Source organism: Pseudoalteromonas byunsanensis (assembly GCF_001854475.1).
Classification (GTDB): Bacteria; Pseudomonadota; Gammaproteobacteria; order Enterobacterales; family Alteromonadaceae; genus Pseudoalteromonas; species Pseudoalteromonas byunsanensis.
On record NZ_MNAN01000035.1, the window covers coordinates 268,449 to 290,195 of the forward strand.

The following is a 21,747-nucleotide window of genomic DNA, read 5'->3' on the forward strand; positions in this document are numbered from 1 at the left end:
ATAAAATACTATCGAAGTTAAAAATGACATGTGTAAACTATGGGTTTTCCAAGGAGCAGTTATGACGATTACCAGAGAACATACCAACCAACGCATGAGCCGCATTGTTACCCACAACAACACCGTTTATTTATGCGGACAAGTCTGTGAAGACGCAAGCAAAGACATCACCGAACAAACTCAAACTATGCTTGCCAAAGTAGATGATTTACTCGCACAGGCCAACAGCGATAAATACCACCTACTAAGCGCAACGGTCTACATCAGCGATATGAAGTATTTCGCTCAGATGAATGCCGTGTGGGATGCTTGGGTGCCAGAGGGTCATGCCCCTGCCAGAGCCTGTGTGCAAGCCGCAATGGCTCGCCCTGAACTGTTGGTAGAAGTATCAGTAGTTGCAGCCGTTAAAGAAAGTTAGTGCTTACAAATATATTGTTCGATTGATAAGAGAATGAGGATTCATGTCTACCAGTTAACCTCATTTTCGACCAAAGAGAAATGCTGAATATAACCTAGGTAACCAAGCATATATGCTAGATACATGTATTACCTTTGACACTTCACAACGCTGTCATTATTTAAAATACAGCGCACTGATACAGCAGTGCAAAACCATTCACCGCAAACTACAAAATCGAAATAAAAACCGCCTATACTGACTATTATTGTTGCTAACAAAAAGATATATCTTGAAAAAGCTGTATTGTCTGGTCGTTGCTTTTTTATCTGTACATGGTTTTTTTAGCCCAGTACTTAATGCTCAGAGCGACACGTTAAAACCGTTCACTTTGGCCACCACTAACGATCCTAGAACACCTTTATATCAAAAAACAGTACAAGTACTGCACGTTGCAATGGCCGAGTTGGGCTACTCGCTTACTGTGATAACGCTACCAAGCAAACGCAGTTTGAGTTGGGCGAATATGGGCAAAGTTGATGGTGAGCTATTCAGAGTCAGCGATTTAGATCTGTCAATTTATCCAAATTTAACACGAGTCAACGAACCCATTGCCACGATAGATCAATCTGTCATAGGCAAATCAGATGTAGTGGTCAATGGCTGGCAAAGCATGAAACGCTATATCATCGCCTATGAGCGAGGCACCGCTTTTTTGGATAAAAATCAAAGCCGTTTTAAGGACGTGATCTTAGTAGACGACTTTGATCAAGCCATTGAGCTCATCATGGCCGGTAGAGCAGATATCACAGTGACCAGTAGAGCAACAGCACAGCGTTTAATGCATAGTTCGGCCCAACCATACACTGAGATAAAAATCCATTCCCCTGCGTTAGTTGAGATAAAACTACATACCTATATCAACAAACCACGCCATCCAGAACTTGCCCACCAACTTGCTGAAGTGCTCAAAGCGATGAAGCTTGATGGTCGTTACCAACAACTGAGCTCATTGACGGCCTTCCAATAATTAGAACCGTTAGCTTTTTGCTCGTTTTAGTAATTTTTGCTTTGCTCTAGGAAGTAAACGATTAACACGTACCAACCAATAGAGCATGAGCAATAAAATAATAAGATCCGCATATTCAACTAAAGGAAAATGACGAATGTCTTCTGGAGCACGTTTTAATCCCTGCCCCACAAATGAGCCCACCGCAATAAACATAGCAAAACACATGCGCCATACATGGCGAGTTAACCGCGCGCGTTGACTGATTTCTTTAGCCTTAATATAGCGAAGGTCCAGTACTGCACTGACTATGGCAAGTACACCAAACATGATAAAAGGCTCAGCAGAGAATCCTTGGAAACGCCCCATCGGTGACTGACTCACCAAATATACGCAATAGATACTGTATAACCCGATAAGCAAAGCAATACACATCAATGTATAGTTAAAACCGCCAACCCTTTGAATTTCTGTCCTAAATACGGCTAAGGCTGTGAGTACTAAATAAAGAGTAAAGGCCCCCGCAATCACCGATATCGTCATAGGTTTAATATAGGCTACCACAGCGCCTGATATCGCCATTAGAGCCATAGAGACAACAAACCAGTGACCCGCTTTGATATGCCCCTTACTCCCTTTTTTCAAAAACAACGCCATATATCCGGCAAATACCGCCACTGTGCCAGCCATGATATGACTAACGAGCATAATAGATTGCTCCATAACAACTCCAAAAAATAAGCCATAATTTAAATTCAGACTCATGCTAAGCTCAATCTGTTAAAGTGTCGTCCTAGCCAGTTAGGAAAGACATAAAAAATAAATATAAGCATATTAATCAACAAGATAAAAAATTAGGGATTTTCATGACTCAGCCTTTTGAAATGCTATTATCAGGTATTACACTTGGTGTTGGTGGGTTTTCTTGTTTTTTAGTTGCCCATAAAATGTGCAAACAGGCGTTTTATATTCCGCTTTTTATTCTAATTCTAGCACTCACTTTGCTCAGTGCCGGAGGCACTATTTTTGTAGGCTTTGAGCAACATAAATTTGGCTATATCTCGATTCTGGCGCCTAGCTTTTTACTGTTGGCACCGAGTCTTTGGCTATACTCAAATGCACTGGTTGCCAGTACACCATGGCGCTTTAAGACATCGCACATCAAGCACTATATTCCCGCGCTCACGAGTTTGCTTCTTAGCGCTGCCATCGCGTTGGCGCCAAAATCACTGTTACAAGACATGTTTTTCAGTAATCTAGATGTAACGCCCAATTACCTCTCAATATTTATTAGCGTCGCAACCATGCTTGTTATTGGAATATGGTTGCTACAGACAGTAGGTTATTTACTCAGTCTGGCAAAACTCACTCATCAGTATCACCTTAAACTTAAACATGTTTTTTGTGATCTCACCAACAAAAAACTGAAATGGTTACGGATCATCGTAGCAATCATGTTGATTAACGGTACTTGGGCACTGTTAGCCATCACAGACATTAACTTTGCTCTATTTGAAGCTGCTTGGGGGCAGCTACTGTGTTTGTTGACAATATGGTGGTTAGGCTACTTTGGTTTAAACCAACAACCAGGATTTGCCCCTGTCTATAACGAAGCAACAGCACAAAGCAGCCTAGATAGCACCCATTTTGCGCGCTATCAACGCTCTGCACTGAGCGAACAGCAAAGTCAGCTTATCGCCAAGAAAATACAACAAGCAATTGAAAATGATAAGCTTTATCTAGATTCACAACTGACTCTTTATAAACTTGCTAAGCATATAAGTGAACCTAGTCAGTATGTTTCGCAAACTCTGAGTCAGGTCATGCAAACGTCATTTTTCGAATGTATAAATAACGCGCGGATTGAGGCGGCAAAAGAAATGTTACAAACAGGTCAGTACAGTATATTAGACGTTGCTATGTCAGTTGGGTTTAATGCCCGCTCGTCATTCTATAAAGCGTTTAAAAATAGAACCAACATGACACCGAGTCAATTCCAAAAGAACATAGGGTTATAGCCTGAAATCCCCCCTAGTTTAGGTCTATACTTGACGAATATAGCAATAACAATGAGGATGACATGATGTTATTAAGCAAGCGCGCTCGCTATATATTTGGCTGTACTATTGTCGCCTGCTCTCCTCACATGTACGCCAGCAACGACATCGACTTATTCTCATTAGATCTCACCGAACTAATGAATGTAAAGGTTGAGGCTAGAAAAGTAGAAGAAGACTTACAAAATACTCCTCTTTCAGTGTCAGTAATGTCGAGTCAATTTTTAGAACAACGAGCACTAGACAACTTAGTAGATGCCGCATATTTTATACCCAATATAGATATTACCACTGTCGGTGAAAATTCAGGTTGCACCCACTGTGCTGGGATCACCATGCGTGGTGTAGGCCAAGTAGACCCCATTCCAACCACCGATCCCAGCGTGGGCTTGTACATCGATGGGGTATACCATGCTCGCTCTGCGGGGTCGATTGTTAACTTTCTTGATATAGAGCGAATTGAAGTACTACGAGGACCGCAGGGCACCTTATATGGTAAAAATTCAATTGGCGGGGCTATCAATATATTGACCCGCAAAGTGAGCGATCAGCGACAAATTCGGACCCAACTAACAGCGGGTGAGTTTAATCGATTTGATGCCTCGTTTCTTATCAATCAGCCATTAAGTGAGCGATGGGCCGCAAGAGTAGCCGTTGCCAAATTTACCGAAGATGGCTTTGTTAAGCGGTTAAATGGAGAGCTCGAAGGTGGTCAGGATGAACTCGCAGTGCTAGCAAAGCTGCGTTACCAACACTCTGCAACACTAAGTGTTGAGTTTAGCCTAGACAGACAGTTACAAAACAATGGCAGTGCTCCATCGGTGCTGTCTAAAAAAAATGACAATGCGGATTTGCTCTCACTTTATAACGTAGTCGCACAGCTTTCTCCCGCCGTTGACCCTATCCCTGAATTACAAACTTTTGCAGACCCTTTTTTGAATGCCGCCACCGCTGAAAATGAAAACCACCTAAGTCAAACAGGCTTTCGTGGCACGGTTGAATGGGATATCAACGAGCAAGTACATCTAAAATCAATTACCAGTTACCGCACTCTTGATGCCATCTATGGCCGAGATTTCGACAATAACCCTGTCAATATCGGCTTTACTCATGATGAACAAACTCAACGTCAACTTAGTCATGAGTTTAACCTCTCTGGCAACCAAAGTGATGATTTTAAATGGCTATTAGGTTTGTTTGCCATTGATGAGCACATAGATTATGACTTCAGGTTCGTATTTCTCGAAGGCCTGTATCAGGGTTTAGAAACTCTAGCAGCACCACTTGATGGTTCTCCTTTGAGCGCCCCCACATCCATTGGAGGCCCAAACAATCCTCTCAATCTGGGCCTTGACCTTGATAACAGCTTTGACAATGACGTTGACAACCAAAGCATTGCGCTATTTGCACACAGTACCTACCAGTTTGCCCCAAAGTGGACCGTAACCACTGGCGCACGCTTAACTTGGGAACGTAAAAAGCAGCAAGTTATCACACGATTGAATGTTGCCGATGCCATCGCAATTGACCGAACGGACAGTAGCCCTGATGGCGCCATTGAGAAAAGCTGGCGGGTTTTTTCACCGCTATTGGGAGTTCAATATACGCTATCCAAAGACACTATGTATTTTATCAATGCCGCACGCGGCTTTAAATCAGGAGGGTTTAACGGTGTCGCCAACTCAGCCATCTCTGCACGCCCTTTTGAACCTGAATATCTCACCTCTATTGAATTGGGAGTACGTTCAGAGTGGTTTGACAGTCAACTGCGACTCAACGGCACCGCTTTTTTGCTCGAGCATCAAGACATGCAGTTACGCGGTGGTGAGTCAGGTGAAGACTCTGGTGTTGAAATATTTATTGATAATGTTGGCAATACGCGTACCAAAGGTATTGAACTAGAAGTTGAAGCGTTACTCTCTAACACCACCAATCTCAGTTTCAGCGTGTCTTACACCGACGCCAAATTTACCGATGTAGGTAATGCAACCGAAGTAACGACCACCAGCAAACTGATAAAAACACCGCGTTGGACAGCGGCTTTAAGCCTACAAAAACTTTGGCCTGTCACCAACAAACACTCGCTGACAACTCGGCTAAGTTGGGCCTATCGTAGCGAGGTCTATAATGATGTGTTTAACAGCGAGCACGCTAAACAAGATGCAATTTCACTGTTAAATTTCTACGTAAGTTATCCTATAAATCAGAATCTTAAAGCATCTGCGTTTGTCACCAACCTGACCGATGAATACCATGTGATTGGTGCCAATGATTTTACCAGTGCTTTTGGAGTGTCGGAGTACTATTTGGCACCACCTAGGCGCTTTGGGCTATCGTTTAGTTATCAATTTTAACCACGAGACATCAAGCTAGTAAGTGGTCGGCGCAGCTTGGCATAGCAAGTTGTTGTAACACAAGATACTATCTTTCTAATAATTAAAAGAAGTTTTAAATAAAGCGGCCTTTATCATGACAGCCATCACACAATTGTTTCCTGTTTGGGCAATATTGCTCAGCGCACTAGCATTATTTTTTCCAAACCTGTTTATTAATTTTAAATCAGCCATTATTCCCATGTTGATGGTGATCATGTTGAGTATGGGTCTGACATTAACTCCCCAAGATTTTGTGCGAGCAATACAACACAAAAAAGCGGTTTTGATAGCCGTGCTGCTGCAATTTACAGTGATGCCCTTGATGGCTTATGTCTTGGCTACACTACTACGCTTTGATACAGACTTGCTCATTGGTATGGTGCTGGTTGGCACCGTGGCAGGTGGCACAGCGAGTAATGTAATGTGTTATTTGGCCAAAGGAGATGTGGCTTTATCTATCACCATGACCGCAATCAGTACCTTGCTAGGAGTAATACTTACCCCCTTTCTCACTGCCCTGCTGATTGGTCAGGTTGTTGATATCCCTGTTACAGCGATGCTCGCCAGTTTACTGAAAATAGTACTGCTACCGGTAACTTTAGGCGTGCTGATAAATCGTATTTTTGCCGATAAGCTCAGTCATATCAAACCCCATTTACCATTAGTATCAATGACTACCATTGTATTTATTATTGCTATCATCGTAGCGCTAAATAGCACAAAGTTACAAAGCATCGGATTGCTCGTATTTGTGGCAGTAGTAGCGCATAACGCTATAGGATTGCTACTGGGTTATTGGATACCTAAATGTCTCAAGCAAGAAGAAACGGTCTGCAGAACCATCGCATTCGAAGTTGGTATGCAAAATTCGGGACTTGCTGTTGCTCTGGCAATGAAATTTTTTACCCCCGCAACCGCCATCGCTGGGACATTATTTTCCATTTGGCACAACGTCAGTGGGTCAATGTTGGCGGGCTTTTGGAGCAAACGTTGCGAAAGTAAGCCTGAACTCAAACCTGATACAAAACATTCATAATACAAGATACAAAAAGCCGCCCAGTGGGCGGCTTGATTAGGATCAACAACGTAATAAGGAATAGTTACAGGCTATTTTTTCTCGAGTAGCTTACTCGTACCAATTTCAATTTTGCGTGGTTTTAAAGCCTCTGGAATCTCACGCTCCAAGTCAATCACTAGCAGACCATTTTCAAGTTCTGCACCAAGTACTTTTACATGGTCGCCTAACTGAAACTTGCGCTCAAAATTGCGCTGTGCGATACCCTGATGGATAAAGCGACGGTCTTCGTCTTGCTCTTTTTGTTGCTGCTTTTCGCCCTTAACCAGTAAGGCATTACCTTCGGACTGTAATGATAATTCATGCTCAGCAAATCCAGCCACCGCCATGGTGATCTGATACTTATCTTTACCTAGTGCCTCTATATTGTAAGGAGGAAAACTAGGCTGTTTTTCATTTCGGGCAGCGGCATCCATCAGTGACGCTAAATGGTCAAAACCAATGAATGAACGGTATAGTGGAGATAGATCGACTGTTTGCATAATTTGTATCCTCATAAAGCAATAACTAAGCTGCTTACTCTTTAAAATAAACCAATAAACAGCATATAAAACATAAAGTTAAATTAATTTGGGACCCTATCGGCGTCCTCATAATCCTATCTATGGACGGGGCAAATCCTTTTCAAGAGATTTTTCCAAATTTTTTTAGATAAAAAAATAACCAACTGATTTTAATGAATTTTTATTTTCCACTTTTGTCATTGAGATCTGTACTTGAGCACAAGTAATTAATAGGATGCTGTAACCAAGGTTGCAGTATGGGTATCTTCTTACCTAACAACCAAGCGCATTCGCTGAGTTATCGTGCCGATAGTCAATATTGTGTGCGATGGGGTAATGAATAGCTCAGTAAGGACAAAACGCGGGGATAGAGCAACCACCCGTGCTCAAAAGTAAGGTTAGGGACGAGTCCCTAATCCATATAGCGGCTTAGCGTAAGTGCAGCAAAAGTGACGTTTGCGCCTTTTTCGGCATTTTTTTCACCACCAGTAGGTACGAATTGTCGATCATGCGCTCAATCTCCCCTTGTGGTATTGAGCCGTCGAGCAACACCGTATTCCAAAGCTTTTTATTCATATGATAACCGGGCAAAACCGATGGGAAGATATCTCTGAGCGCTTGAGCTTCGTCTGGATCACATTTTAAGTTAATCCGCCAAATTTCACTGTTACTTTCTCCCATATCCTTGCCCAAGGCCAAAGTCGCAAACATCTTGTCTTTCACCTTATATACATCGACACCTTCACCAAATGGCTGACTTACTGTGGCTTGGGGTTTACTCATAAAGTACTGGTGAGCCTGATGATGATCCATAAAACCTCCTTGTTATTGAGAATCTGGTGACACATGTATTCATATTAGTTGTTGAGTAAGGATTTTCTCCACTGGAGATAGTTTACTGCTGCCAGCACCGTGTAAAAGACAAACAACACCACGGTTGGAAAATAGCCTTTGTTTACGTAAAGATAAATTGATGCAGCATCAATCACAACCCAATATAGCCAGTTCTCCAACACTTTTTTCGCAAGGAGATAAGTCGCAACAACTCCAAAACAAGTGGTAAGGGAGTCCAAGTAGGCAAAGTCCGCATAGGTATAATGCTCCATGACATATCCCACTGCCACGGCGACTATGCTCGTGATGAGGATCAACCAAGCGTGAGAGTGTAGTGACCAACTGCTGATGGGTAACTGATTTTCCTCATTCAGAGTCAATTTTGCTCCCAACATATGGCCTTGTCGCCATTGCCACCAGCCATAAACCGCCATCGCCATATAGAAAAAGTTAAGCAATGACTCCATCAACAACGCACCGTTGAAAAACAGCAAGGTATAAATCAAAGTGCTCACACCGCCTGCAACCCAGCACCAAGCACTTTGTTTCATCGCTAGCAACATGTAAGCGATTGATAATACTACGGCGCTGTACTCCCAAACCGACATAGCCTGAAAGCCACTGATAACATGTTGGAAAAAACCAACTAATTCATTCATATATTTTGGTGCTCAATTGTAATTAACGGAGTATCAATGCTGACGCATCCTTACGCAGTCAATTGAATTAAGTCACAATATGTTACCACCATTGTGCGATTAGTGCCTTGTGAAACCCCGTTAAATTTCAATCTCTGATGTATTTGTTAGATGATTATTTGATGGTATTAAACATGAGGGTAGTGAAGCGCAACAAGCGGCTATAAAGCACAAACATCACACGTTATGAGATTTTTGTATGCCCACATTCAACACAGGCGCTGTGGATCATTTGCAGGTAAATACAACTACTATTTACCTGCAAAACAAAAACCTTATCTTAAAGCTTGCTTACGCTGCCTTAAGATAAGGCTCTTGGCCTTTGTGTTTTGCATTTCGTTTAAAACTACCTTTTCCTTTTTTAGCCTTCTCTACTTTGGCTTTAAACAGCGGGCTGGTAACCAGTGCTTTTAATGCATTATCTTTTATTTCACCACGTTGATGTGCGTGATGATACTGTTTTTTACTCATTAGAACTCCTAATAATTGTATATTTAAGCGTCAGTTGACGAACCGAATTATTGATGTAAACGCCTGTGAGAGCAAGTATTTTTTATGTTATTTTCAACTTTCTCAAGGAACGCTTTTAAACTAATAAAAACATAGAGTTAAAAATTTATCATCGGATTTACTGCGATATATCTCCCTTTACTGCACATTGTTATCAAACCTTCATCTTAAGCTCGCTATACTGTAAGAAAATAAATGCAATTTTTACCAAGCGCTTGAACTTTATTATGCCCAGCATTGTAACCAACCATGGTATTACACTGAACTATCAGGATGAAGGGTCCAAAGATGCTCCTGTGATTATTTTAATCATGGGATTAGGCGCGCAAATGACAGTATGGCCGCAAAGCTTTTTTTATGGCTTAGTTAACAAAGGTTTTCGGGTGATCCGCTTTGATAATCGTGATGCAGGGCTTTCTACTCAGTTGGACCAATTTGGTTGTCCAAGTCTCGTAAAAACATGGTTTAAAAGGCGCTTTACCGCCACAGTAGACATACCCTATACCCTTGAGAATATGTGCCAAGATACACTAGCTTTGATGGACGCCTTACAAATAAAAAAAGCACACTTAGTCGGTGCTTCAATGGGCGGCATGATCGCACAATCCTTAGCTGCCAAACATAAAAAGAAAGTCCTGAGCCTAACTCTACTCATGTCTTCTTCATCAATGCCGACTCTATCTCCAAGTAACTTTATGTTTTTCATGCGTCTGCTCCGCTTACAAGCTGTGAGAAAAAATAAGGTGTCCACCATTAATTATCTAGTCAAGTTAAACCAACTAATTGGCAGCCCAGGTTATCCGCAAGACGAACGAACACTTCGCCAGCAAGCTAGATTAAGCGTGGCACGAGCTCATACTCCTAATGGCTTCAAGCGCCAGCTAGTGGCATTGACTTACAGCGGCAGCCGGGAACATTTACTGGCCAAAATAAAAGCATCAACACTGGTGATCCACGGCTTAGATGACCCAATCTTTCCGCTATCAGCGGGCCAAAAGACAGCGCAAAGCATACGTAAAGCTAAACTCAAAGTTGTTCCAGGAATGGGGCATGACTTTCCGCCTGAACTGATGAAAAAATTAACAAAATGGGTAGCCAAACATGCTGCCAAGTCCGAACGAAAACGCCAAGAGAAAAAAGTGCGCAAATGGGAGCTGCGTGCCGCACAAGACTAAGCTACCTTCCCATATGAGCTTTAACCCAAGCTTTCACTGGAGTTACCCACTCATTCATTGGTCTGTAAAAAGCGCCATGTTCGAGTCCGGTATTAATCATAATTTCATTAAAAGAGCGTGTTTGTGTGCTCCGTTTGTCCAATGCAGCACAACTTTGAGCGCGATCAGATTGCTCATACACCGACAATACATGACCAAATACTTTTATATCCGAGTGTTTACTAGAGGAAAGGCCACCACATCCTGCCAATATAACGGTATTGATTTCTAAGTCGGAGAGTTTGTCAGACGCAACCGCACTAATAAACGCACCACGAGAGAAGCCAATCAAAGTAATATTTTTTGCTGAAACACCTTTTTCTACTAATTCGCGCACTTGTTTATTTAACTCATAGGCATAAGCAAAAGGGTCGGTATTTTTAGCTCTGTGATGTGCAATTAACGTGTAGCTTTTGTCAGACAACGCTTGTTTTACGGCGGGAAAGTCATAAACTCCCCAGCCGTTTTTAGTGTTTACTGGTTTTGGGTCCACACCCTCTACAATGTAACCATGCGAGTAGAATACAAATTTGTCATTTACGGATACAGACTCAGGTGGCGCATTCAAAATAGTCGTACTCCAGCAGTTAAACGATATCAACGCAGCAAACCAAGCGGCGGTAATTATACCAAGTTTCATTTCTTTCCTTATCTTGCATTATCATTTTGTAAAAATAAGTGGCTCATGTGCTTGCCCATTGGTCATATTCCAGAACACAAACCTATGATTTTGCTTGCCTGGAAGATTCACAGCCTCATTTATATTAATCACTTCTTCTTAAGTCTTACTGAATTAAAGAATTAGCGGTGCCAGTATAAGCTCGATTATACTCAAGACACTCCTTCACTCAACTTCGCTTGTACGAATAAGTTTAAGCTTGATAGTATAAGTTTTGTCAAAGCTCGCTTTGCGTAACGCTTTTGGAGAAAGCATGAAAAATAAGCCCTTTACAATAAAAACCATGACCCCCAGTGAGCTTGATATTGTTGTTGATTGGGCAGCAAAGGAAGGCTGGAATCCGGGCCTCAGCGATGCAAAATGCTATTACCTTGCCGATCCAAATGGCTTCTTAATGGGCTATTTAGGTGACGAACCCATCGCATCTATTTCTGTTGTGAAATACAACGATACGTTTGGCTTTTTAGGTTTTTATATCGTCAAACCACAGTATCGAGGGTTGGGCTATGGTTGGCAAATATGGCAAGCAGGACTGCAATATTTGCATGGCTGTAATATCGCCTTAGATGGCGTTGTTGCCCAACAAGGTAACTATAAAAAGACAGGCTTTAAACTCGCCTACCGTAATATACGCTTTGCAGGCTCAGGCGGTGGCACAGTGCCTGAACTCAGTCACATTGTGCCAATAAACACTGTGCCCTTGGCAATGCTTTTTAACTACGAACAAGAGTTTTTTCCTGCCAACCGAAATAACTTTCTCAGTGAGTGGGTCAATCAACCAAATAGTCATGCATTGGCTGTCATAGAGGCAGGACAAATCGAAGGTTATGGCGTGATCCGCCCCTGCCAAAACGGATATAAAATAGGTCCGCTATTTGCCAACACGGTTCAGCAAGCACAGCAACTTTTCCAAGCTCTGCGCGCAAAGACTCTTCCCTGCGATACAGTTTTTTTGGATGTACCCGAAGTCAATGATGCGGCTGTTACCTTGGCTAAGCGCCATGGTATGCTCCCAACTTTTGAAACCGCCAGAATGTACACCATTGAAACCCCAAACCTTCCATTAGATAGAATATACGGCGTAACATCATTCGAAATTGGTTAAATGCCCAAACAAGGCACTTTGCGTTAAAAACCACGAAATCAAAAAAAAACTAAGTGCCTTAAACCTTTCTGATTGCACACGCGTCATACCCTCTAAAGATAACAAAGGATTATTTATGCACTACCTCATGCGATTAGTTAACTTCGTTGTAGTTTTCACTTTTTGTACGCTCACCTCGATGACAAGTAAAGCTCAAACAACTCCCTTTATGCCGCTACAAACACCTCTATCTGCCACCCAAGCACAGCAAGATTTTGAACAGTGGTTTAATTGGCTTCACCAAACTCACCCTGATTTATCACACAGCGTACAAGATATTGACGCCTTTTATCAAAAAGCGGCTGAGATAAAAAGCGGGATAAAAGCCCCCATGACCGCGATGACACTCTGGCAAACTATGGCACCACTAAATTCCATGCTCGCAGACGGTCACATCAAAGTAGGACATGGCTCCGCTTCACAGTGGCGCCAATGGATAGCGCAAGGGACTACTCTTTTTCCGCTGGAAGTACATATTGCCAATGACGGAATTTATGTAGCGAGAGATCTTGGCGCCCAAGGTAGTCACTACCAAGGCGCAAAAATTGAATCAATAAATGGCACGAGCGCAAGTAGTATTTTACAAACACTACTTGCGAATACCCACGGTGATACACTTGCTTTTCGTCAAAACGTCCTAGAAGATCAATTTAATCGATTGTTTTATATGACATTTGGTCCACAAGATTCTTTTCACATTAATCTGACTCACGATAGTAAAAAGCACGCGATTACGCTCAATGCCAAAGCTGCGCTACCGCAAAGTCTGGTCGCTTCGTCCTTTGCAGAGGCATTCAATGTGACCTACCAAGATAACACTGCCATATTGCGAGTGAACACTTTCGCATGGGATGATTTTAAACAATATCTAACCTTCATGGATTCACTCTTTAGCGATATTAAAAGCAAAGAAATTAAGCATTTGATCATAGACATCAGTAAAAACGGGGGCGGCAACGATGACATGTGGATGGCAGGCATATTGCGGTACATCGCCGATAAGCCCTACCGACACTTTTCAACATATCGTTCAAAAATTTTATTGAAATACCGTGACCCGGGACAAATTGTTGGTAATATTGAGCAAGGTGAAAATACCCGATTGATCCAACCCGAACTGCAACTAGATAACTTCTACAGTGGCAAAGTGTCGCTATTGATAGGTACCGGAACTTATTCATCATCTATCGTATTTGCAAACACCGTGCAGGACTACCAATTTGCTCAGCTCATAGGTGCGCCAACGGGCGGTCGCAGCACGCAAAGCGGTGGGATTCAGTTCACAAAACTCACGCATAGTCAGCTACAAATGATTTCACCACGATTTCTACTTACACGTCCAAACGGTGTCGCTCAAATGACGCCTATAGAGCCTGATGTCAGCCTAGCACAAGCAAATATACCAACGAATATTCTTGCACTGCTTTAAAACACAACATACTTAGCGGAGCCTTTTACTCTAAGCTCCGCTTCTATCGCTTTGTTTAATCTCACTAACAATTTGTCCTCTCTCCATTTTCTTTGCACGATTCGATACTACCTTAACGCCAAATAAGCTCTGCGGTACTCATACAACCCATAAAATCGAACGTAAGGATAGAACAATGGTGTTTAAACTCAATTCACTATGCCTAGCATTATCACTGGGACTTTCAAACTATGCAGCAGCCTCTTGTAACGGCATAGGCGACGGTGCCACTGTCTCTTTAGAGGGGATATCTCTGAGAATTTTAGGCTCTGCAGAGTCAGAGTCGTTTTCATTAACCAGTTCACAAGATACTTTAACCGTTACCCGAACAGCCAACGGTAACACCAGTTGCGATACCTTCTACCTAAGTCAAGTTCGGCTAATTGAAGCTCGATTGGGTGCCGGCCATGACAGCTTCGGTGCAAAAGATATCGCCGTCATGCAATACGTTTATGGTGAAAACGGTGACGACATAATTACCACAGGCTCACAACAGGATAGAGTATATGGCGGTGCAGGTGATGACACTATTTTTGGTAGTGGCGGAAACGACACTCTGTGGGGAGAAGACGGTAAAGATATGATCCACGGCGGTTATGGCAACGATCATATCACGGGAGGAAATGGTCATGACCAATTATTTGGCGATCACAATGATGATGTGATCAGCGGTGATAACGGCGGCGACTTGTTGATGGGTGGTCAAGGACGAGACCTACTCATCGGTGGAAATGACAATGACTACCTCGGCGGTGGCTGCCGCCTTGCTAATGCCAATAACGGTTATATATACGAGCAAAGCGGCTGTAACAGTAATAACGATGGTGATGACACCTTATATGGTGGCAGTGGCGATGACGTCTTAAGTGGTGATCAAGGCAACGACACACTCTACGGTGATGACGGTGATGATTATCTGGCTGGTAATCGTGGCCGTGAAGACCGCTTACATGGTGGCAATGGTAACGATGCCTTATTTGAAGTGGGCGATGGTGATGTGGTCAATACAAGCAAATGGCACAAAGCATGGGGCAACAGCGGCGACGACATTCTATTTACTTATTTGGAAAACTCAGTGCAAGAAGGTGGCAGTGGCAACGACGTGATCATCACCTCATCAACAGAGTTTGATGCAAAAATCGAAGGGGGTAAAAATGCCGATTATATTTGGACTGCTGACATGTTTCCACAAGGCAGTTGCGGTAGCGGCGACGATAAAGGCGTATTGTTTTTAAATAGTTGTGAAGGCATAACATGGGTAGATGATTACCAAGGCCTGCTAACTAAGGTGGCTAAGAAAAGTAACTTTAGTAACCCATACTACAAGGCAGCCAACAGTGTTGTCACAATGCCAGGCTCATACACAGGTTTAAATAATGGTTGGCGTAGCTACTCAGTACGTCCAACTGCATTGTTCGACATTGTTTCAAGCTCCGTATTCAAGCGCTGGCTTGACGACCAAGCAACCAAGCCATATTCATATTATGAGTGGCGCGTTGATTACAACGTAAGTAATTCAGGTATTTACGGCACCTATGTAAACTGTATGGAAAACAACATTGCCTACATGTGCAAGATGATTTTGCAACAAGAAGAAACTTGCTACAACCAGACAGGTAGCATTGTGAAGTGCCAATAACTGACGCTAACCCGGCACTTGATGCCGGGTTTATCTGTTAAATTCTACGGAGTCGTTTATTCACCCAAAGCGCTGACATAATGATGGCTCCACCAACAGCGAGTCGCATCATGTCCGCATCTCTGTTCCAGATTGCAACGTTAACCAAAATACCAGCTGGGATCAGCATATTATTCATGACCGCCAATACACCCACGTCCACTTCAGTGGCTCCTTTGTTCCAAGCAAAGTAACCTAAACCCGATGCGACCACGCCCAAATAAATAAGGACGCTCCATTGTACGCTGGTAGTAGGTAGCCGAGACACGTCCCCAAACGCAGTAAAGCAGGTTACCGCGACTGCCAATGCGCCGATAAAAAACCAACCAAAGACGCTTTGTTGAGGAATTTTATTGTCTTGCATGAGACGTTTATACAAAACCTGCCCTGTTGCAAAGCAAATGTTAGCGCCTTGCACCAACAACATACCAATCAAAAACTGGCCGTCCACACCTTCATAACGGATCGCTACCGCACCAATAACCGCGATTAAAGCAGCGACTAAAAAGCCAATATGAAAACGTTTATCTAACAGATCATTCAACAAGGTAATATACAAAGGTGTCATGACAGTAAAGAGTAACACCTCAGGTACACTTAAAAACAAAAAGGAATGGTAGTAAAATCCATACATCACACCCAATTGAATCGCACCGATTAACATTAATTTAGCGGCGAGCTTTTTAGGTATCACAGAAAACTGGAGGAAGGGAAGAAACACGCAGGTCGCCAATGCAATACGCACCAATACGCTAAACCAAGCGTCTACCTGCCCTGCCAAATAAACGCCAATCAAACTGAATGAAAAAGCCCACAACAAAGTGACTGAAATAAGGTACTGCATAGTCTGTACTTAAACTCAAAAATGTTATCGTACACAATCGTGCACTTTGATTCACCTGCAGTGAACCCTAACTCATCTTTAAGTCGTTCTTTTTAAAAGTTTGTAGAGGGTATCTATACGTTTATTGGTACGATAGTTTTCGTAACACATATGGACTCCCATCAAAATCGTACCATATAGCAACAAGTAAGCTGTTATTTCATCCGATACACTCGGTACCAAAGCGCCCCAAGCAAACGCCAATGCACAAATTATTATCGCTTTCAAACAATGATAAAATACACTGGGACGTAGCTTCTCAAGTTCATTCTCTAATTGGAGTTGCTTGTTCATATTTTTCAACAGAATTTGTTTTTCGATCTCGTTAATACTCATAGTCCACCCTCGGACAATCGTAATACGCTCTTGCAACTAGAAAATTTTTCATACTCAAGATTTAGACCCTATAAAAGGTACTTGTAATAACACGGAGTATACAAGCCTCCCTCATAATTACTAGCTATTTTTAGAGTAATAACGTTAATTTATTGTGTCAGTATTCTTTTATGGAACCCACACATTTTCAACAATCAAGAACCTTATTATGACTAGGGTTTTCATGGCTTTAGCTTATCTTGCAAGCACATAAAAATTACCTATATTTAACACAATTAATTGGTTTGTTTTCATCTTTGCAATTATTTGTTAGAGTTCGTGGGTCGGCTATATTCGACGCTATGGGCAAACCATTCGAAAGGATGGGGCGCAAAGTCACCGGTCTAAGGGGTAGAAAAAGCCCTATGATAGCGGGATTGCTAGCGCAGCCAAGCTATGCGGCTGCCTATCTTTCCGTTCCAAATGACCAAGTTGTTATTATTTGGAGCATATAATGAAATTATTAACGAGAAACAAAGTTGTCATGCTTTGTGGGTGTGTTGGTATCGCTTTAGGTTCAGCGTCTTATGCCGCGAACAATGGCACCGCACAAACAACACTACCAATACAAGCCATCGAAAACTTACCAAATGGCAAACTAAAAACTAGCCTAAATAAATTACCTCCTCACGCTCAGCAAAAAGCGCTCGTGCAACTCAATGAATTGGCAATTCCAGCCATTGATACCTTGCTTATGCAAGCAGATAGCAGTGGTGAGCTGTTCTACATCGAAGAAGGTTTGGTTGAAACCATTTCTACCGACAGTGAACAAACATACACTTTACCGCCAGTTGATGTGTTTAAACTGCACAGTAATGAAAACTCTATCAATAAAGTATTTTTAGATTTCGATGGCGGCACTGTCAGTAATCGTGCGTGGGGAAGCGGTGCCAGTTATGATTCAGCTCCCTATGATTTAGACGGCGATCCTACAACTTTCAATGACAGCGAACGTGCGCGTATTCATGAGATCTGGAACCGTATGGCGGATGACTTCGCAGCCTTTGATATTGATGTAACAACAGAGGCCCCCGCTGAATTTGGACCCAATGTTGGTTGGGTGTTGTTTACCAAAGATACTGATTTATCTGGTAAGGCGATGCCACACCAAGGCGCTGGCGGCGTAGCATATGTTAATGTTTGGGGACGTAGTAATTTTAGCTATTATCAACCCGCCTTTGTTTACTACAATCGCTTAGGCGCAGGCATGGCACCATACATGGCTGAAGCGGGCTCTCATGAGCTGGGTCATAACTTGGGCTTAAGCCATGATGGTACCTCAACACAAAGCTATTATGCTGGTCTGGGCAGTGATAGCGAACCGAGCAGCTGGGCACCAATCATGGGCGTCAGTTACTATAAAAATGTAACGCAGTGGAGCAAAGGTGAATACCCTGACGCTAGCCAGACACAGGACGACATCGCTATCATTGCAACAAAGCTAGGCATGACAATAGACACAGAAGGCAGCACCGATAACCCTGTAATTTTAAATGTGGATAGCAATGGTGCATTTTCCGCAACCAACCGCCAAATCGACCCTGATAATGTATCCACATACAATAAAGGTAGTGTGCAAGTCAGTGATAGCGACTGGTTTGAGTTTAAAGTTGGCGCGGGACCTGCACAGTTTATTGCAACCCCTGCTTGGGATGCTTTTGCCCGTAGTAACAAGCGCGGCGCAAACCTTGATATTGGCCTGCGTTTATACGATGGCAACGGCGCTCTCATCATCACCAGCAATGAGTACAACAATACCAGCGCCACCATTCAGATAGACCTAGCACAAGGGGTTTATACACTTGAAGTATTTGGTGCCGAAGGGCCGTATGCCAGTAACTATGCAAGCCAAGGTCACTTTTATTTACAAGGACAAGTTACACCAGCAACCCCAGATAATACACCACCGGATCCCAATCCAATGAGTTTTGCTCAAGTTCCAATAGAGATTAGCGATTCACAAATTGCGATGCAGGCTGTAAGTGCAGTTGATGATAATGGCGGCGTTGTCAGCTACCGTTTTAACTGTACACAAAGCGGAAATATCTGCCAAGGCAGTGACTGGCAAAGTGAAACCAAATTCACTGCAAGCGCATTGCAGCCACAAACCCAATACTGCTTCAGCGTACAAGCCAAAGACCTAAGTGCTAACACAACACTACCGTCTGCGAGTTTATGCGCCACCACTGAAGCTTCTCCACCTGCGCCTTTGCCCCCTAATCCAGCAAGCAATTTATCTGCACTGGACGGAAAAGATGGTACGGCTCAGCTAATCTGGCAAGACAATAGTGATAATGAGCTGTCGTTCGAAATACAACGTGAATCTCAGCATAAAAATGGCCGCTGGCAAGCAAATCAGATTGTCGCGTCAGTCAACAGCAATGAAACGACTTACACAGACTACAGTGATAAAGGGACATTTCGTTATCGAGTACGTGCCGTAAATGAGGTCACAGCATCAGATTGGACAGCATGGCAGAGTGTCACTGTCACCCAAAGTGGTGATGGCGGCACAGATAAGCCATGTAAAGGCAAAAAGTGCCAAAACTAATTAGACATATCTCCCTTAGATATAACCAAAAGCAGCCTCTGGCTGCTTTTTTTACCGGCTTAACCTATCAAACTAACTGTCTATCTATCATGCGTCCTTCATTAAACTCTCATTCTTAAACTCAGTAACTTGATATCTATAGTTGGTAGCTTACTTAAACTTGCCCCTATTCATTTTCCACCGTACTAAACAACATATAATGATCATCACATAAAATGGATTTTTGACTTAAATCCAACCGCAGCTCTTTCACTCTGTCAAGTCAATAGCAACCCCTAGCGAGATACCGTCGTTTTGCGTTTTTATGTACTTTTTAGTTGCTGATAGGTAGTAAAGGTATTGAGTCCTTAGAAACGGAAGATGCTCAATTAGGATGTTTTAGCAATAAAACGAGAGACAAAGATAAGCGTTGGCAATAACTCAAATCGCTTATCTTTAGATTTCATTGGCAGGCATGACTTACAAAGTGTTTGCCTGCTCAGTGATTATCAGCGATAAAATACTTCAACAGTACCTTTAGTTTTAAGAAGAAGTGGCTGACCGCGGCGATCTAGCGCTTTTGGTGAAGCAACCTTGATCCACCCCTCACTGATGCAATATTCTTCAACATCATCACGTTCTTTGCCATTGATGCGCACACCAATATCGTGCTTTAACACATCCTCATTGTAGAATCGGCTGCGTGGATTAATAGATAGTTGATCAGGAATATCAGGTCTTGCAGTTGTATCGTTCATAATATGTTCTTCGATAAAAAAAGTATGCGCTATTGTAGGTAATACTCAGCGGGCGCTCAATAGCCAAGCTAAGAAATGTTCAATGCAAGCTTCAGCATTTATGCGCACCCGTCCAGCAAACTATTTGTCACTAACTCAATGTAAGAGCACTTTTACTACATCATGTTGCTTGCAATAAATAAAAAGGAGAGCCTGTTATGCTCTCCTTTAAAAAGTATTTTGCAAGACGCAACGTCATCTTATAATACGTTGCTGCATCACTTTATTTAATAAAGTACTGCAACTCGTTTTGCTGATTTCTTGAGCTTTCATCGCTGCCATAAGGCCATACGTCAAAGCGTACTGTAGAGTTAGGCGCCTGAATAACCGATGCCCCTTGATATGTATACGACCCAGCGCGAGTAGAGTCTTTATCACCTAAGATCACACCTGAAAAATCCAAAGACACATCACAGTTGGTGTCTTCATGGTGCCAAATCAAGCCATAGTCACCCAGTGTTGAAAGCTGTGCTAAATTGTCTTCCGTATAGATATTGCGACAATTAGCGTCATTAACTTTCGCTTGATTTAGCTGAGAAATACGGCCGTGTTCATCTTTGAACATCATACCACCTGTGGTTGTAGCTCTTAGAGCTACCCAGCGTTCGCTATTCATTACAGAATAACTTTCCGGTGAAATTAGCTCACCCTGTTGAATATTCTCGATACCATCTTTATGGTTCGCAAACAGCGTCCAACCACCGCCTTGATAGTCCATGTCACACCAAACTTTAAATGGTAACACACCCACCTCAGCGCCATCTGGGTCTATTAAGTAAAATCCGGTGGCAGATGTTGGCTCCATCGTTTTGATGTCTAAACAGTTACGCCCTTTTGGTGTCAACTTGTCTTCAATCGCTTCGACTCTAGCCAGTAAATTTAGATAGTCATTTTGCAACCACCAATGTGCACTTTGCAAGTTATTATGGTCTGTGCGTAACTGATTGTACTGGTTTTGCAGAGCCTGTAGTTGAGCTTCTAAGTCTTGGGCTTTAGTGCCCAACGCAGCGTCTGCCTGCTGCAAAGACTCAACATATCCATCTAAATGACGTTTGGTCACTAGGTGTCCTGGCATAACTGGGTCATACGCGGTAACATTGCCTTTAACCTCTAACGCATCACTGGGCGCATCAGTGCCAATTCCCACTTGATGCACAGTGCTCATCACACCATTTTGATATATCCACGTTTCTGATATAGGTTCTTGTGCTAAAACACTTCCTGTATTGGCTGAACCCAAAATAAGTAATAGCGCAGCTTTAACTTTCGTTAATTTATAAGTCATAAACTCTCCATTAGTGTGACTTTAATTGTTTGGTGTTGCTAAATCAGTATACCTATTTTTAGAACAATGCAAACAAACCAGTGCCAAAAAAACAGACAATGGAATGTGTTAGTAGATTTAAATAAGGTCTAAAAATATATTCGTTGATAAGTCTTTGTTGTGTGCAACAGCAATTAATTTATATCTCAATGTCAGCAACGAGCTTACTCAAGCGAAAATAAGCTCGTTCATAGGTA

At 42.5% G+C, this 21,747-nt stretch carries 20 protein-coding genes and 1 riboswitch; of the genes, 10 read left to right on the plus strand and 10 right to left on the minus strand.

Going from position 1 to position 21,747, the window contains the following annotated elements:
• Positions 1-61 precede the first annotated feature (61 nt).
• Together BIW53_RS17435 and BIW53_RS17440 are read left to right on the plus strand one after the other, a co-directional pair.
• A complete protein-coding gene (locus BIW53_RS17435; protein WP_070993294.1) occupies positions 62-418 on the plus strand; it encodes a RidA family protein in 357 nt (118 codons plus the stop codon).
• A 271-nt stretch (positions 419-689) separates the two neighbouring features.
• Positions 690-1,427 (plus strand): substrate-binding periplasmic protein, encoded by a 738-nt coding sequence (locus BIW53_RS17440; RefSeq protein ID WP_070993295.1) that lies wholly within the window; start codon positions 690-692, stop codon positions 1,425-1,427.
• Between the two features lie 9 nt (positions 1,428-1,436).
• Here the strand turns inward: BIW53_RS17440 and BIW53_RS17445 are convergent, their stop codons facing one another.
• The gene (locus BIW53_RS17445) at positions 1,437-2,129 is read right to left on the minus strand and encodes a hypothetical protein (RefSeq protein ID WP_070993296.1); all 693 of its coding nucleotides are present in this window, start codon (positions 2,127-2,129) and stop codon (positions 1,437-1,439) included.
• A gap of 143 nt (positions 2,130-2,272) precedes the next feature.
• On the opposite strand from BIW53_RS17445, the gene BIW53_RS17450 reads away from it, so the two are divergent.
• The 3 genes from BIW53_RS17450 to BIW53_RS17460 all read left to right on the plus strand — a co-directional run bounded on the left by BIW53_RS17450 (position 2,273) and on the right by BIW53_RS17460 (position 6,874).
• On the plus strand, positions 2,273-3,424 hold the full coding sequence (locus BIW53_RS17450) for a helix-turn-helix domain-containing protein (RefSeq protein WP_070993297.1): 1,152 nt from the start codon (positions 2,273-2,275) through the stop codon (positions 3,422-3,424).
• Between the two features lie 62 nt (positions 3,425-3,486).
• On the plus strand, positions 3,487-5,817 hold the full coding sequence (locus tag BIW53_RS17455) for a TonB-dependent receptor (protein ID WP_070993298.1): 2,331 nt from the start codon (positions 3,487-3,489) through the stop codon (positions 5,815-5,817).
• 112 nt (positions 5,818-5,929) lie between these two features.
• Complete coding sequence (locus tag BIW53_RS17460; protein ID WP_070993299.1) at positions 5,930-6,874, plus strand: bile acid:sodium symporter family protein; 945 nt, start codon at positions 5,930-5,932, stop codon at positions 6,872-6,874.
• 71 nt (positions 6,875-6,945) lie between these two features.
• Here the strand turns inward: BIW53_RS17460 and BIW53_RS17465 are convergent, their stop codons facing one another.
• The 4 genes from BIW53_RS17465 to BIW53_RS17480 all read right to left on the minus strand — a co-directional run bounded on the left by BIW53_RS17465 (position 6,946) and on the right by BIW53_RS17480 (position 9,419).
• Entirely contained in the window at positions 6,946-7,395 is a 450-nt protein-coding gene (locus BIW53_RS17465) for an Hsp20 family protein (protein ID WP_070993300.1), read from the minus strand.
• 450 nt (positions 7,396-7,845) lie between these two features.
• Entirely contained in the window at positions 7,846-8,229 is a 384-nt protein-coding gene (locus BIW53_RS17470; RefSeq protein ID WP_070993301.1) for an MmcQ/YjbR family DNA-binding protein, read from the minus strand.
• A 44-nt stretch (positions 8,230-8,273) separates the two neighbouring features.
• Entirely contained in the window at positions 8,274-8,909 is a 636-nt protein-coding gene (gene pnuC, locus BIW53_RS17475) for a nicotinamide riboside transporter PnuC (RefSeq protein ID WP_070993302.1), read from the minus strand.
• A 330-nt stretch (positions 8,910-9,239) separates the two neighbouring features.
• Positions 9,240-9,419, minus strand: a complete 180-nt coding sequence (locus tag BIW53_RS17480) for an alternative ribosome-rescue factor A (protein WP_070993303.1) — start codon at positions 9,417-9,419, stop codon at positions 9,240-9,242.
• 266 nt (positions 9,420-9,685) lie between these two features.
• On the opposite strand from BIW53_RS17480, the gene BIW53_RS17485 reads away from it, so the two are divergent.
• Positions 9,686-10,633 (plus strand): alpha/beta fold hydrolase, encoded by a 948-nt coding sequence (locus BIW53_RS17485; RefSeq protein WP_070993304.1) that lies wholly within the window; start codon positions 9,686-9,688, stop codon positions 10,631-10,633.
• 1 nt (position 10,634) lies between these two features.
• Here the strand turns inward: BIW53_RS17485 and BIW53_RS17490 are convergent, their stop codons facing one another.
• Entirely contained in the window at positions 10,635-11,312 is a 678-nt protein-coding gene (locus BIW53_RS17490) for an alpha/beta hydrolase (RefSeq protein ID WP_070993305.1), read from the minus strand.
• Between the two features lie 292 nt (positions 11,313-11,604).
• On the opposite strand from BIW53_RS17490, the gene BIW53_RS17495 reads away from it, so the two are divergent.
• The 3 genes from BIW53_RS17495 to BIW53_RS17505 all read left to right on the plus strand — a co-directional run bounded on the left by BIW53_RS17495 (position 11,605) and on the right by BIW53_RS17505 (position 15,602).
• The gene (locus BIW53_RS17495; protein ID WP_070993306.1) at positions 11,605-12,456 is read left to right on the plus strand and encodes a GNAT family N-acetyltransferase; all 852 of its coding nucleotides are present in this window, start codon (positions 11,605-11,607) and stop codon (positions 12,454-12,456) included.
• Between the two features lie 115 nt (positions 12,457-12,571).
• Entirely contained in the window at positions 12,572-13,924 is a 1,353-nt protein-coding gene (locus BIW53_RS17500) for a S41 family peptidase (protein WP_070993307.1), read from the plus strand.
• Between the two features lie 175 nt (positions 13,925-14,099).
• Entirely contained in the window at positions 14,100-15,602 is a 1,503-nt protein-coding gene (locus BIW53_RS17505) for a calcium-binding protein (RefSeq protein ID WP_070993308.1), read from the plus strand.
• A 37-nt stretch (positions 15,603-15,639) separates the two neighbouring features.
• Here the strand turns inward: BIW53_RS17505 and BIW53_RS17510 are convergent, their stop codons facing one another.
• On the minus strand, positions 15,640-16,485 hold the full coding sequence (locus tag BIW53_RS17510) for a carboxylate/amino acid/amine transporter (RefSeq protein WP_070993309.1): 846 nt from the start codon (positions 16,483-16,485) through the stop codon (positions 15,640-15,642).
• A gap of 78 nt (positions 16,486-16,563) precedes the next feature.
• Positions 16,564-16,860: a hypothetical protein gene (locus BIW53_RS17515; RefSeq protein ID WP_070993310.1), complete on the minus strand. Its 297-nt coding sequence runs from the start codon at positions 16,858-16,860 to the stop codon at positions 16,564-16,566.
• Between the two features lie 334 nt (positions 16,861-17,194).
• A riboswitch (cyclic di-GMP riboswitch) is annotated at positions 17,195-17,284 on the plus strand.
• A gap of 69 nt (positions 17,285-17,353) precedes the next feature.
• On the opposite strand from BIW53_RS17515, the gene BIW53_RS17520 reads away from it, so the two are divergent.
• Positions 17,354-19,450 carry a zinc-dependent metalloprotease family protein gene (locus tag BIW53_RS17520; protein ID WP_070993311.1) on the plus strand — a complete coding sequence of 699 codons (2,097 nt, stop codon included), beginning with the start codon at positions 17,354-17,356 and terminating at the stop codon, positions 19,448-19,450.
• A 488-nt stretch (positions 19,451-19,938) separates the two neighbouring features.
• On the opposite strand, the gene BIW53_RS17525 is transcribed toward BIW53_RS17520, so the two are convergent.
• Positions 19,939-20,187, minus strand: coding sequence for a DUF3297 family protein (locus BIW53_RS17525; RefSeq protein WP_084228235.1), 249 nt, complete (start codon positions 20,185-20,187; stop codon positions 19,939-19,941).
• Positions 20,188-20,449: 262 nt separating this feature from the next.
• Entirely contained in the window at positions 20,450-21,511 is a 1,062-nt protein-coding gene (locus tag BIW53_RS17530; RefSeq protein ID WP_070993313.1) for a fibrinogen-like YCDxxxxGGGW domain-containing protein, read from the minus strand.
• Positions 21,512-21,747 lie beyond the last annotated feature (236 nt).